Origin of the sequence: Bisbaumannia pacifica (genome assembly GCF_007989625.1) — a bacterium.
In the GTDB taxonomy this organism is placed as follows: domain Bacteria; phylum Pseudomonadota; class Gammaproteobacteria; order Pseudomonadales; family Halomonadaceae; genus Bisbaumannia; species Bisbaumannia pacifica.
In genome coordinates, this window is record NZ_BJUK01000021.1 from 51,622 (window position 1) to 65,527 (window position 13,906).

The window sequence follows — 13,906 nt, forward strand, 5'->3', positions numbered from 1 at the left end:
ACCGGATCGGCGGGCTTCGGTAGGAACCCCGGCGGTGAGGGTGTAGAATTCGCCTCCGGCCGCGGCGCAAGGGCGAAGGTGTCTCCTCATTCGCGTCGTATCGGCTTTACCCTGGCTTCGAGCCCAGATGCCGCCATCCCATTTCCAGAGGGTCGAGGACCGCCATGAGCGAATACTCCCTGTTTACCTCCGAGTCCGTGTCCGAGGGGCATCCGGACAAGATCGCCGACCAGATCTCCGATGCGGTGCTGGACGCCATTATCGCCCGGGACAAGAACGCCCGGGTGGCCTGCGAGACCCTGGTCAAGACCGGGGTGGCGATCGTCGCCGGCGAAATCAGCACCAGCGCCTGGGTCGACCTGGAGGCGCTGGTCCGGGAGGTGATCACCGATATCGGCTACACCTCCTCCGACGTGGGTTTCGACGGCGAGACCTGCGGCGTGCTCAACCTGATCGGCAAGCAGAGCGTGGATATCGCCCAGGGCGTCGATCGCAGCAAGCCGGAGGATCAGGGCGCCGGCGACCAGGGGCTGATGTTCGGTTATGCCACCAACGAGACCGACTCCTATATGCCGGCGCCGATCCACTACGCCCATCGCCTGGTGGAGCGTCAGGCGGAGCTGCGCAAGCACGGCCTGCTGCCCTGGCTGCGCCCGGACGCCAAGAGTCAGGTCACCTTCCGCTACGATGCCGACGGCAAGCCCTGCGCCGTGGAGGCGGTGGTGCTCTCCACCCAGCACGACCCCAGCATCGATCAGCAAGAGCTGCGCAAGATGGTCAAGCGCGAGATCATCGAGCAGGTGATCCCCGCCGAGTGGCTCACCGAGACCACCCGCTACCATATCAACCCGACCGGCAAGTTCGTGATCGGCGGCCCGGTGGGTGACTGCGGTCTGACCGGGCGCAAGATCATCGTCGATACCTATGGTGGCATGGCGCGCCACGGTGGCGGCGCCTTCTCCGGCAAGGACCCCTCCAAGGTGGACCGCAGCGCCGCCTATTCCGGTCGCTATGTGGCCAAGAACATCGTCGCCGCGGGGCTCGCCGACAAGTGCGAGATCCAGGTCTCCTACGCCATCGGCGTGGCCGAGCCGACCTCGGTCTCGGTCAACACCTTCGGTACCGGCAAGGTCGATGACGCACGCATCATCGAACTGGTGCGCGAGCACTTCGACCTGCGCCCCTATGCCATCACCCGCATGCTCGACCTGGAGCATCCGATGTATCGCCTCACCGCGGCCTATGGCCACTTCGGCCGCGAGCCCTTCGAGACCTCCTATACCTGGACCGATAACGGCGGCGAATCCCAGACCGAGACCTTTATCGCCTTCCCCTGGGAGAAGACCGACAAGGCGCAGGTGCTGCGCGACGCCGCCGGCCTCTAAGCGCCTCCCCGTCCCAGCGTTACTCCCCGCGCCCGGCCTCGTGCCGGGCGCGGGCGTTTAGGCGTCCGCATGGCGGTATCCAGTGTTTATGGTGCCGAAGGCGTTTAGGCATCCGCGTGGTGGCGGCAGAACGTACTGCCTATAGTGGGAGTCAATGCGTTTATAACCCATCGCCGCAACCGAGGTGCCCGCATGACCCAAGCCGCCGTGTCCCCCGCCGACCTTGGTGATTTCAAGGTCGCCGATCTCTCCCTGGCCGACTGGGGCCGCCGCGAGATTCGCATCGCCGAGACCGAGATGCCGGCGCTGATGGCGATTCGTCGCAAGTATCAGCACCAGCAGCCCCTCGCCGGCGCACGTATCGCCGGCTGCATCCATATGACCATCCAGACCGCGGTGCTGATCGAGACCCTGGTGGCCCTGGGCGCCAGCGTGCGTTGGTCCTCCTGCAATATCTTCTCCACCCAGGATCATGCCGCCGCCGCCATCGCCGCGGCCGGCATCCCGGTCTTCGCCTGGAAGGGCGAGACCGAGGAGGAGTTCTGGTGGTGCATCGAGCAGACCGTCGGCGGCCCCGATGGCTGGACCCCCAACCTGGTGCTGGACGACGGCGGCGACCTGACCCAGCTGCTCCATGAGCGGTTTCCTGAGCGGCTGGAGGCCATCCACGGCATCTCCGAGGAGACCACCACCGGCGTGCATCGCCTCCAGGAGATGCTCCGCGACGGCAGCCTCAGGGTGCCGGCCATCAACGTCAACGATGCCGTCACCAAGTCGAAGAACGACAACAAGTACGGCTGCCGCCACTCCCTGAGTGATGCCATCAAGCGCGCCACCGACCACCTGCTGGCCGGCAAGCAGGCGCTGGTGGTGGGCTATGGCGACGTGGGCAAGGGCTCGGCGGCTTCGCTGCGCCAAGAGGGGATGATCGTCAAGGTCAGCGAGGTGGATCCCATCTGTGCCATGCAGGCCTGCATGGATGGCTTCGAGGTGGTTTCCCCCTATCTCGACGGCATCAATCGCGGCATGGACAGCATCGATCGGGGGCTGCTGGCGAAGATCGACCTGGTGGTCACCGCCACCGGCAATATCGACGCCTGCGATGCGCCCATGCTGCGCTCGCTGAAGAAGGGCGCCGTGGTGTGCAATATCGGCCACTTCGACAGCGAGATCGACACCGCCTACATGCGTCGCCAGTGGCATTGGGAGGAGGTCAAGCCCCAGGTCCACAAGGTCTATCGGGATAGCGACCCGGGCGACTTCGCCCCGGACAGCGACGATTACCTGATCCTGCTGGCCGAGGGACGCCTGGTGAACCTGGGGAATGCCACCGGCCATCCGTCGCGGATCATGGACGGCTCCTTCGCCAACCAGGTGCTGGCCCAGATCCACCTCTACGCGGGGCGCTTCGCCGAATTGCCGGCCGCGGATCAGGCGGCGGCGCTGGGCGTCTCGGTGCTGCCCAAGGCGCTGGATGAGGAGGTGGCGCGCTATATGGTGGAGGGCTTCGGCGGCGTGGTGACACGGCTCACCGAGGCTCAGGGAGATTATCTCGGGGTACCGGTGGCTGGGCCCTACAAACCGGACGCCTATCGTTACTGAGGTACGGCAGGTGCTGGCGGCGGGACCTCCCCTGGCTCGCCGCTAACGTTTCACAGGTGAGCAGGATGCTCGCTGGAGGCAGCCATGATGCTGGCAGACCTGAATCTCGATGCGGCGCAGGAGGAGCGCCGCCAGCAGGCGCGTGTCAATGCCGCCTTCCTGCTCTGCGCGGTGATCGGTCTGCTCTGCTACTTGCCCTTCGACTACTGGTTGCTCCCGTCTCACTGGCCGCAACTGTGGGCCGGCCGCCTGGGCAGCATCGGCCTGATCGTCGCCTGCCTGTTCTGGCAGCACGGCCACCCGGAGCGCAGCGAGCTGGCGTTGCTGATCAGTGGCCTGGGCGCGGGGCTCTTCATGGCCTGGGGCGCCGCCCTGATCGACGATACCGATATCTTCTTCTTCTGGAACATCAGTACCGCCCTGGCGCTCTTCGTGCTGGTGCCGGTGGCCACCGTCTGGCACTGGCGCAAGATGCTGTTGCTCGACGCTTTCGTGATCGTCGCCTACCTGTTCTGCTTCCTGCTGTGGAGCCCCTTCAGCTTCTTTACCCTGGGGCAGTACGGTGGCGTCTTCCTGTTGATCGGCGCCCTGATCTCGCCACTGCTCTCCCAGGTGCGCTACTTCAACTTCACTCGCGCCGCGACCCTGCGCATGGAGTTGGCCAAGCGCAACGCGGAACTCGGTGTCGCCTATGATCGCCTGGCCCAGCAGCATCAGGAACTGATGCAACTGGCCAACTTCGACACCATGACCGGGCTGCCCAATCGGCGCCGGGGCATGGCCTTCCTCAAGGGCTCCCTGGCCAACTGCCAGCAGGAGATGCGCTGGTCGCTGTCGCTGCTGCTGATCGATGTTGATCATCTCAAGCCGATCAACGACACCCTGGGGCACGCCGCCGGCGACGAGCTGATCTGTGCCGTGGCCGCGGCCTTGCGGGGCATCGTCGGCAAGGGGGAGCTGGCCTGCCGCATGGGCGGCGACGAATTCCTGGTGGTGCTGCCGGGTAGCGGTCGCGCCGCGTGTCGGCAGCGGGCCGAGGCGCTCCGGCAGGCGCTGGATGGGCAGCGGCTGACCGCCGACCCCGAGCGACCCATCACCGCCAGCGTCGGCCGGCTCACCTACGAGCCCTGGAACGATGCCCGGGTGGACATGGACACCCTGATCCAGCGGGTCGACAGCGAGATGTACCATGACAAGCGCCGGGTACGGGCGGCGCGCCGCGAGACCACGCAAGACGTCGACGAGCTCAAGGGGGACGGTTCGGGGTATCGCGAAGGAGAGGACTGGCCCTCCCTGGACGATTTCTGACTCAGCGGTCGGCGTCCGCCTCGACTCCCCGTCGACAGGCCTGGAGCAGTTCCTCGGCGAGAGCCTCGTCGCTGAGGGTGCGGGCGATGGCGAGTCCGCCGATCATCATCACCGCCCGCTGCAGGGCCCGCTGACGAGCGTCTTCCCCGCCAGCGGCACGCTCGATAAAGCCTCGGAAGAGCCGCGTATAGCTCTCCCGCACCCGCGGGTCCTGCTGGGCCACGTCGCTGACCAGGCTGGCCAGCGGGCAGAGACCGGCCTCGCTCTCCAGGTGTTCACGGCTCAGGTAGCGCTCGCGGGCCTCGGGAGTCGTCCCTTGCCCCAGGCGCTCGACGCCTTGCCGAGCCGCCGTGACGATGGCCTCGGCATAGAGTTCGCTCTTGGAGGCGAAGTGGGCATAGAAGGCGCCCCGGGTCAGGCCGGCCTCCTGCATCAGGGTATCGATACTCACGCCGGCGAAGCCGTGGCGGGTGAAGAGGCGGGCCGCGGTGTCCAGGATGCGTTCGCGGCTCTGGGCCTTGTGGTCGGGATGCCAGGGCATGGGCGTCGGCCTCCTCGCGGCGGCAACAGGGCGGTGGCCCTAGTCTGCCACGAGCGCACCTTATGTTCTTGATCATATGGTGCCGCGGGCTAGGGTGTCGGAACACCCTCTAACCATCGGGAGATCCTCATGGTCGCATCGGTACATATCCTGGGCCCCCAGTTCAGCACCTTCGTGCGTAGCGTCCAGTATTGCTGCGAGGAGAAAGGCATCGCCTATACCCTGGGCATGGTCGTGGACGGCGAGCCCGTCGCCCTGCACTCGCCGGCCCATCTGGCGCTCCACCCCTTCGGCAAGATCCCGGTGCTGCTGCACGGGGAGCGGCGCCTCTACGAGAGTGTGGCCATCTGCCGCTACCTGGATGCGGCCTTCGACGGGCCCGCCTTGCAGCCGGAGGATGCCTGGCAGCGTGCGCAGGTCGATCAATGGTGTGCGGCCCTGGCCGGTTACGTGGATCGGGCCCTGGTGCGGCGTTACCTGCTGGAGTTCGTCTTCCCCAAGGGGGCGGAGGGCCGGGTGCGCGAGGCCGAGGTGGCGGCCGCCACCCCCGAGGTCGGCCGCATGCTCGCCCTGCTGGAAGCGCAACTGGGAGATCGGGCCTACCTGCTGGGGGAGCGCCTGACCCTGGCCGATGCCTTGCTCGCGCCCATGCTGGATTACCTGGCGAACCTGCCCCAGGCGGCGCCACTGCTGGCGCCGCATTCGGTGCTGGTGGCCTACCTCGAACGGCTGCGCGAGCGTCCCGCCGGACGGCGGGTGCTGGTGGCGCCGCGCTTCGATTAGGCGCCGCCAGTTTTCGGACCTAGCCTAGCCCAGGCCGGTCACGCCCATCATCCAGTTCAGATAGAGCGGAATCACCAGGGGGGCGGCCAGGGTGGTGATCAGCACCGCCAGGGCCCCCTTGGCCGGGGCGATGCCCAGTTCCATGGCCACCACCACCACATTGGCGGCCATGGGCACCACCCCCAGCAGCAACAGCGCCAGGGCCATCTCCGGCGGCAGGGGCAGCATCGCCTGCAGGCCCAGCACCAGGGCCAGGGCCAGCAGTGGCCAGAGCGCGAAGCGCACCGCCACGCAGGCGCCGATAAAGCGGCCATCGACCTCGCGCAGCGAGACCCGCCCCAGGGTCATGCCGATGATCATCATCCCCAGCAGGGTATAGGTGGCCGGGAAGGCCTCCAGGCCCTGCATCACCGGGGCCGGGATGCCGAGCCCCAGGCCGCTGACCAGCAGGGCGGCGGCGAAGGCGTAGATCAGCGGCAGGCGAAAGATCTTGAGCAGGCTCTCGCGCACCGAGAAACGCCCACGGGCGCTGATGTAGAAGCCCAGGGTGAATTCATAGAGAGTGATCCCCAGCACGCAGAAGAGGTAGAGGGTCACGCCTTGCGGGGGCAGCAGCACCATGGCGATGGGCAGGCCGAAGTAGCCGGTATTGCCGGTACCGGCGGAGAAGGCCAGCAGGGCCGCCTCCTGATCGGCGAAGCCGTGGCGCACCAGGCGACTGACCAGCAGGCAGAGCAGGCTGGCCACCAGGAAGGCGGCCAGGGTCAGCAGCAGGTAGGCCGGGGTCGGCCCCCCCAGCACCAGGCCACGGAAGAAGGTCAGGGGGGCGATCAGATAGATCAGCAGGGTAGCGATGGGCCGCGGGTCGATGGCCAGGCGGCGGGCCGCCAGCCAGCCCAGGCCGACGAAGGCCAGCAGCGTCCATAGCGGCGTCATCAGAGTGCTTGCGAGTTCCACGGGGCCTCTCCTTGGGTATCGCGGCCATCATGCCGGCTCGGGCCCAAGTTGTCAGTGGCCCTCCTGACTCGATGAACCAGGGCATAAAACTATAACCTCTAATATGAGCCATTTCGAAGCAGAGGCGGGGAAACTTTCATTGGTCTCAGGTGCGCCGAGTCGGCACAATGCTTTCCTGAATCCCTGGGGTCTTCCGGGGCGCTGGATACGAGAGCCCCCATGCAGGGGGCCACAAGCCAAGAGATGAGGGTTGAGTCGATGAGTGCACAAGAGCATCCGCTGGGGATCAGTTTCGAGTTCTTTCCGCCGAATACCGAGGCGGGACGCGAGAAGCTGATGCATGTGCGCGATGCCCTGGCCGGCCGCCAACCGCGCTTCTTCTCGGTGACCTACGGCGCCGGCGGCTCCACCCAGCACCGCACCCTGGACACGGTGCGCCAGGTGCGCCAGAGCGGTATCTCCACGGCACCGCACCTCTCCTGCGTGGGCAGCGAGAAGGCCCAGCTGCGCGACCTGCTGGCCCAGTACCGCGAGGAGGGGATCGATAGCCTGGTGGCCCTGCGCGGCGACCTGCCCTCCGGCATGGGCGGCGTCGGCGAGCTGCGCTACGCCAACGAGCTGGTGGAGTTTATCCGCGAGGAGACCGGCGACCACTTCGAGATCGCCGTGGCCGCTTACCCGGAGTGCCACCCCCAGGCGCCCGACTTCGAGCGCGACCTAGAGAACTTCGCCCGCAAGATGAAGGCCGGCGCCAACCTGGCGATTACCCAGTACTTCTTCACTGCCGATGCCTATTTCCATTTCGCCGAGCGGGCCCAGGCCCTGGGCGTCGAGGCGCCGATCGTGCCGGGCATCATGCCGATCACCAACTACACCAAGCTGGCGCGCTTCTCCGACGCCTGCGGCGCCGAGATCCCGCGCTGGATCCGCAAGCAGCTGGAGGCCTATGGCGACGATAGCGCCTCCATCGCCGCCTTCGGCGAAGAGGTGATCTCCGAACTGAGCCAGCGGCTGCTGGAGGGTGGCGCCCCGGGGCTGCACTTCTATACGCTCAATCAAGCCGAGCCGACCCTGAAGGTCCTGGATAATCTCTGCGGTTAAGGTTTTCAATCTACCAACGCCAAGGCCCCGCTCATCACGATGAGCGGGGCCTTGGCGTTTCGGGGGGCGTTGATATCAGCCGGAGGTGGCGGCCTTGGTGCCGCCGCCATGGCTGCCGCGCTGCATCAGGAACAGCAGGGCGCCGATGGCCAGGCCGGCGATATCGGTGTAGATACCGCCATAGATCATGCACAGGGCGCCGACCAGCATCAGCAGGCGTTGCCACGCCTTCACCGGGCCGAAGAACCAGGCCTGGACGGCGGCGGCCAGCAACACGATGCCCAGGGTGGCGGTGACGCCGACCCGCAGGATCTGCAGCCAGGAGCCCTCCATCAGCAGCGCCGGGCTGTAGAAGAACATAAAGGGCACGATAAAGGCCGCCAGGCCCACCTTGAAGGAGGTCACCGAGGTGCCCATGGCGTTGGCGCCGGAGATGCCCGCGGCGGCATAGGAGGCCAGGGCCACCGGCGGGGTGATCGCCGAGACCACCGCGAAGTAGAACACGAAGAAGTGTGCCACCAGCGGTTGGATGCCGATATTGATCAGCCCCGGGGCGACCACCGAGGCGGCCACCGCATAGGCGGCGGTGGTGGGCATACCCATGCCCAGCAGGATGGAGATACACATGGCGAAGAACAGCGCCAGTAGCTGGCTGACCCCGGCCAGGCCGAGCAGCAGCGAAGAGAAGCGCGCGCCCACGCCGGTCAGCGAGATCACCCCGACGATCAGGCCGGCGCAGGCGCAGACGGCGATGATCTGGATCGACATGGTGCCGGCCAGCTGCAGCGCCTTGAGGATCGCCCGCGGCCCCATCTTGTAGGGCGACAGCCAGCTGACCACGGCGGCGGAGGCGGTGGCCAGGGTGCCGGCGCGGATCACCGAGTAGCCCATGAACAAGGCCGCGATCAGGATCACGATGGGCGCGAACAGATAGACCTGCTTGACCAGGCGGCGGAACTGCGGGATCTCCTCCTTGCGCATGCCCTGCATGCCCTTCCTCGCCGCCTCGAAGTCGACCATGAAGTAGACGGAGGCGAAGTAGAGGATCGCCGGAATCAGCGCCGCCACGGCGATCTCGGTGTAGGGGATACCGGTGATCTCGGCCATGATAAAGGCGCCGGCGCCCATGATCGGCGGCATGATCTGCCCGCCGGTGGAGGCGGCGGCCTCGATGGCCCCGGCGCTCTTGCCCGGGTAGCCGACCTTCTTCATCAGCGGAATGGTCAGCGAGCCGGTAGAGACCACGTTACCCGCCGAGGTGCCGTTGATCATGCCCATCAGCCCGGAGGCGAAGATCGAGACCTTGGCGGGGCCTCCCCGGGCGCGACCGGCGGCGGCGAAGGCGAAGTTGACGAAGTAGTCGCCGACCTTGGAGGCCTGCAGGAAGGCGGCGAAGATGATGAACAGGATGATATAGGTCGACGACACGGCGGTGGTCGGCCCGAGGATGCCGGCGTCGGTGTAGACCTGGCTGAAGAAACGCTGCACCGAGAGCCCGGGATAGCCGAGGAAACCGGGCAGATAGGGGCCGGCGAAGACATAGGCCAGGAACAGCGCGGAGATGATCACCAGGGCCAGGCCGGCGACCCGGCGAGTCAGCTCGAGGATCAGCGCCGAGCCGGCGATGGCGGCGTAGGCGATGCCTGGCGGCGCGAAGGCGGTGCCGGTGGACATGCGCATCGGGGTGTTATAGATCAGCAGCAAGTAGGCGGCGCTGGCCACGGCGCAGACCATCAGCGCCAGGTCGGCGGAGGCCAGGCGCTCGCGATGCTGGCGCTGGAACCAGGAGAGCACGATGGTGGCGAAGGTGGCCAGCATCAGCGGGTAGCCGAAGTGCCAGGCCTCCACGGCGGCGTCGATGCGCATGGCGCCGCCGGCCAGTTCGCGCTGCATCAGCCACACCTGTAGCAGGGCATAGGCGGCCGGCAGCAATAGCAGATAGCCGAGGCCGGCGAGCCAGGGGCGGCTCGAGGGGGCCTCGGCCTCGGCGAAGCGGGCCCCGGTGTAGAGACCGAAGCCGAGAATCAGGGCGCCACAGATATGCACGATGCGATAGGACCAGGTCTCCATCGGCAGCATATTCAGGGTCACCAGGTGGAAGCCGGCATAGGCGATGGCCAGGGTGGCGAAGAGGATCCATTGCCAGCCGGTATAGAGGCGGCGGTTGGATTCCACCGCTTCCTCGTCGACGCCCTGGGCGATGGTGTCGGGCGCCTGATGGTCGGTTGATTGGGTCATGAAACTTCCCCCTGAGGGACGAACGGTAAGAGAACGAGGGGCGAGCCGCCCGCGGGCGGCTCGCGACGGCGCTTAGCGGATCAGCGCCGGGTCGATCTCGTAGCCGTTCTCGGTGAACCAGCGAGCGGCGCCCGGATGGAAAGGCAGCACCTTGTTATGGACCACGTTCTCGGGGATGGTGGTGACGGCGCTGCGGTGGATGCTCTGCATGCGCTCGTTGTTCTCCATGGTCAGGCGGGTCGCCTCGTAGACCAGGTCCTCCGGCAGGTCGCAGCCGGCGATGGCGAAGTTCCACATGGAGACCGCCCGGGCATCCTCCTCCAGGGTGGTGTAGGTGCTGGCGGGAATCGAGAACTCGGCCACCGGGAAGTTTTCCAGGGTGGTGGCCAGCTCTTCCTCGTTGAACTCGATGATGTTCACCTCGCTCTGCACTTCCAACTGGCTGACCGCGGGAATCGGGATGCCGGCGGCGAAGGCGATCACGTCCAGCAGGCCATCCTGAAGCTGGCCGCCCAGGTCGGTCCAGCCGCCGTTACGCCGCTCGAAGTCGACGCCGAGGGTCTCGAGAATCGCCGGGAAGTAGGTGTCGGAGGTGGAGCCGGCGGGGCCGAAGCCGATACGTGCGCCGTCGGGGATCTCACTGATGCTGGTGATGTTGCTGCTGGCCAGGGCGGTGATCGAGAAGGGCGTCTCGTACATGGGGAACATGGCGCAGACGTTATCCAGCACCATGCCCGGGGCCAGCGGGCTCTGGCCGGCCATGGCATCGGCGGCGGGGCCCATGGTAGTCATGCCGAAGGCGATATCGCCGGTATGCACCAGCGCCAGGTTCTGCACCGGTCCGCCGGTGACTTCGCCGCCGCCGGAGAGGCCCAGCTCGTCGGCGATCATGTTGGCCCAGCCGGACCCGTAGACGAAGTAGGTCCCCCCTTGGCTGGCGGTGCCCATGGTGAAGCTCTCCGGCCACTCGCTGCGGTCGGCCTGGGCGCCGGCGGCGGCCAGCAGGGTGCCGCCGAGGGCGAGGGTGAGTAGCGGGCGTGCATTAAGGCGCATGGCGTCTCTCCTGAGGCAGTTATGATTGTTGCGGTTTGCCTCCTGACTATAGCCAAATACGCGCCACTCGTTTTTTAGTCCTTTAATATCAGTGTGTTAGAGATTTCTCTTTCGACCTTGGTCGAAGCCGATGGCGCACCATCTGTGCGGAGCCCCGCACCCTCGCCGCGGCCGGTTGTGCGGAAATCCGCACAACTCGGAGGCGGCGAGGCGAGGGGCGCCGGGGGCTCGACGTCGAGGCCCACGACATCAGGGCTTCTTGGGGTCGAGGATCTTCACCGTCTGGAGGGTATCGCGGGCCTGGCTCTCGCGGATGCGGTTGACCCGGGTCTCCAGCTCCTGGGGCGTCTCCTCCTCGATGGGCAACTGCTCGAAGAAATCGCAGCTGACGCACTCCCGGTAGCGCACCCCGTGCTGTTCCCAGGCGCGGATGCGATCCATCTCCGCACAGCGGGGGCAGATGGCGCCGGCGATAAAACGTTTCTGGACAGTCATGGTTGGGGCCTCTCGATAGCCGCTGGGCGAGAGCCGGCGGCGATAAATTCGGTTCATCACGGATGAGCGTGAAGTCACGACATGGATGATTCCAGCTTGCCATCGTGGGAGTTTGGCTATGCCGACGGTCCGCCGCCTCGGCGATTGGGCGACGAAGTCGCCCCTGGTGGCAGCCAGGATCGCCCTTCGGGCGATAATCGCGCGGAATCCGCGCTCCCACGGTGGTATTCACGCCAAAGTGCGATGCACCATCAATTCAAGCGGCACGAATGCCGCTATGGCGCAGCAGCGGTTCGATGCTGGACTCGCGGCCGCGGAAGGCGCGGAACAGCTCGGCGGCATCCCGGGCGCCGCCCTGCTCGAGGATCTCGCGGCGGAAACGCGCGCCGGTGGCGGCGTCGAAGGTGCCGGCCTCCTCGAAGGCGCTGTAGGCGTCGGCGGAGAGCACCTCGGCCCATTTGTAGCTGTAGTAGCCCGCCGCATAGCCGCCGGCGAAGATATGGCTGAAGCCGTTCTGGAAGCGGTTGAAGGCGGCCCGCGGTACCACCGAGACGGCGTCGCGCACCTCGTCCAGCAGGGCCTGTACCCGGGCCGCGCTCGGCGCGGACAGCTCGTGGTGGAGGCGGAAGTCGAACAGCGAGAACTCCAGCTGGCGCACCATGCCCATGGCGGACTGGAAGTTTCGGGCCGCCTGGAGGCGCTGGAAGAGCGCCTCGGGCAGCGGCTCGCCGCTCTCCACATGGCCGGCGATCAGGTCGAGGCCCTCGCGCTCCCAGCAGAAGTTCTCCATGAACTGGCTGGGCAGTTCCACCGCATCCCAGGCCACGCCATTGATGCCGGAGACATCCGCCACCGTCTGCTTGGTGAGCATATGGTGCAGACCGTGGCCGAACTCGTGGAACAGGGTGGTGACCTCGTCGTGGGTCAGCAGGGCCGGCTTGTCGCCCACCGGGCGGGTGAAGTTGCAGGTCAGGTAGGCCACCGGCAGCTGCAGGCCGCCATCCTCGCAGAGGCGCCGTACCCGGCACTCGTCCATCCAGGCGCCGCCACGCTTGCCCTCGCGGGCATAGAGGTCCAGGTAGAAGCCGGCGATGGGCTGGCCCTGCTCGAGGATGCGGTAGAAGCGCACATCGGGGTGATAGCGGGGCGCCTCCGGGTCCTCGGCGAAGCTCAGGCCGTAGAGGCGTTCCACCACCTGGAAGAGGCCGTCGATGACCCGCGGCGCCGGGAAGTAGGGGCGCAGCTGCTCCTGGGAGATAGCGTAGCGGGCCTCGCGCAGTTTCTCGCTGGCGTAGCCGATATCCCAGGGTTCCAGGCGTTCGAGGCCCAGCTCGTCCCGGGCATAGGCGGCCAGCTCATCGAACTCCTCCCGGGCCTGGGGCACGGCGCGCCGGGCCAGGTCGTCGAGGAAGTCGAGCACCTGGCGGGGCGACTCGGCCATCTTGGTGGCCAGGGAGTAGTCGGCGTAGGTGGCGAAGCCCAGCAGCTCGGCGAGCTCCTGGCGCAGGGCCAGGGTCTCCTCGATCACCGCGGCGTTGTCGAACTGGCCCGCCTGGGGGCCCTGGTCCGAGGCCCGGGTCACGTAGGCGGTATAGACCTCCTGGCGCAGCGCCCGGTCGTCGGCGTAGCTGATCACCGGGTAGAAGCTGGGGAAGTCCAGGGTAATGCGGTAGCCCGCCTCGCCCTTGGTCTCGGCATTGGCGCGCAGGGTCTCCAGGGCGCTGTCGGGCAGGCCGCTCAGGGCGGCGGCGTCGGACAGCGACTTGTGCCAGGCCTGGGTGGCGTCCAGCACCTGGTTGGAGAAGCGGTTGGAAAGCTCCGAGAGGCGGCTCTGAATCTCGCCGTAACGCTGCTTCTGCGCCGGCGGCAGGTCGACCCCGGCGAGGCGGAAGTCGCGCAGGCTGTTATCGATGCTGCGCTGCTGGGCCTGATCGAGGCGCGTAAAGGCGGGGGAGTCCTTGAGGGCCTGGTAGGCCCGGAACAATCCCTCGTGTTGGCCCAGCCAGGTGCTGTAGTCGGAGAGCTGGGCCAGGCAGGCCTGATAGGCCTCGCGCAGGGCCTCGGAGTTCATGGTGGCATTGAGATGCGAGACCGGTGACCAGGCCTGGGAGAGGCGGTCATTGAGGCTCTCCAGGGGCGCGGCCAGGCTCTCCCAGGTGGGCGGCTCCTGCTCGGCCCGCACCACCAGCCGCTCGATGGCCTCGCGATTCTCGCTCAGCAGCTCCTCGATGGCCGGCACGACATGGTCGGGCAGGATCTGGCCGAAGGGCGGCAGCTCATGGGTCTCGAGCAGGGGATTATGTGACATGCGGGCCTCGTCGCTAGCGGGTAATACGCCTTAGATGGGGATGCGGCGGCGGGGTTTCAATCGCCGGGCTATCGACGCTGGGGTTATCACTAGCGCCGGAATGGCTAAGGGGCGCTGGGGGCAGGTCGGAGCAAA

11 protein-coding genes are annotated in these 13,906 nt (G+C 66.9%); 5 read left to right on the top strand and 6 right to left on the bottom strand.

All coding sequences use genetic code 11. The features are described from left to right. Nucleotides 1-164: 164 nt before the first annotated feature. From metK to HPA02_RS10455, 3 genes are all read left to right on the top strand, one after another. Nucleotides 165-1,385: a methionine adenosyltransferase gene (gene metK / locus HPA02_RS10445; RefSeq protein WP_146803133.1), complete on the top strand. Its 1,221-nt coding sequence runs from the start codon at nucleotides 165-167 to the stop codon at nucleotides 1,383-1,385. A 192-nt stretch (nucleotides 1,386-1,577) separates the two neighbouring features. After that, entirely contained in the window at nucleotides 1,578-2,987 is a 1,410-nt protein-coding gene (ahcY, locus tag HPA02_RS10450; RefSeq protein WP_146803134.1) for an adenosylhomocysteinase, read from the top strand. Nucleotides 2,988-3,071: 84 nt separating this feature from the next. Continuing rightward, a complete protein-coding gene (locus tag HPA02_RS10455) occupies nucleotides 3,072-4,295 on the top strand; it encodes a GGDEF domain-containing protein (protein ID WP_146803135.1) in 1,224 nt (407 codons plus the stop codon). Nucleotide 4,296: 1 nt separating this feature from the next. On the opposite strand, the gene HPA02_RS10460 is transcribed toward HPA02_RS10455, so the two are convergent. Next, nucleotides 4,297-4,836, bottom strand: a complete 540-nt coding sequence (locus HPA02_RS10460; protein ID WP_146803136.1) for a TetR/AcrR family transcriptional regulator — start codon at nucleotides 4,834-4,836, stop codon at nucleotides 4,297-4,299. A 129-nt stretch (nucleotides 4,837-4,965) separates the two neighbouring features. Between HPA02_RS10460 and HPA02_RS10465 the strand changes: the two genes are divergently transcribed. Continuing rightward, entirely contained in the window at nucleotides 4,966-5,619 is a 654-nt protein-coding gene (locus HPA02_RS10465) for a glutathione S-transferase family protein (protein ID WP_146803137.1), read from the top strand. A gap of 24 nt (nucleotides 5,620-5,643) precedes the next feature. Here HPA02_RS10465 and HPA02_RS10470 read toward each other — a convergent pair whose 3' ends face one another. Next, nucleotides 5,644-6,576, bottom strand: coding sequence for an AEC family transporter (locus tag HPA02_RS10470; RefSeq protein WP_146803138.1), 933 nt, complete (start codon nucleotides 6,574-6,576; stop codon nucleotides 5,644-5,646). 258 nt (nucleotides 6,577-6,834) lie between these two features. Here HPA02_RS10470 and metF point away from each other — a divergent pair, with 258 nt between their 5' ends. Further along, nucleotides 6,835-7,677: a methylenetetrahydrofolate reductase [NAD(P)H] gene (metF, locus tag HPA02_RS10475; RefSeq protein ID WP_146803139.1), complete on the top strand. Its 843-nt coding sequence runs from the start codon at nucleotides 6,835-6,837 to the stop codon at nucleotides 7,675-7,677. Between the two features lie 75 nt (nucleotides 7,678-7,752). Here metF and HPA02_RS10480 read toward each other — a convergent pair whose 3' ends face one another. The 4 genes from HPA02_RS10480 to prlC form a co-directional block, all read right to left on the bottom strand. Then, nucleotides 7,753-9,915 (bottom strand): TRAP transporter permease, encoded by a 2,163-nt coding sequence (locus HPA02_RS10480; protein ID WP_146803140.1) that lies wholly within the window; start codon nucleotides 9,913-9,915, stop codon nucleotides 7,753-7,755. A gap of 72 nt (nucleotides 9,916-9,987) precedes the next feature. Then, entirely contained in the window at nucleotides 9,988-10,968 is a 981-nt protein-coding gene (locus HPA02_RS10485; RefSeq protein ID WP_146803141.1) for a TAXI family TRAP transporter solute-binding subunit, read from the bottom strand. Nucleotides 10,969-11,217: 249 nt separating this feature from the next. Continuing rightward, entirely contained in the window at nucleotides 11,218-11,463 is a 246-nt protein-coding gene (locus HPA02_RS10490; protein ID WP_146803142.1) for a YheV family putative zinc ribbon protein, read from the bottom strand. 256 nt (nucleotides 11,464-11,719) lie between these two features. After that, entirely contained in the window at nucleotides 11,720-13,771 is a 2,052-nt protein-coding gene (gene prlC / locus HPA02_RS10495) for an oligopeptidase A (RefSeq protein ID WP_146803143.1), read from the bottom strand. Nucleotides 13,772-13,906: the final 135 nt, after the last annotated feature.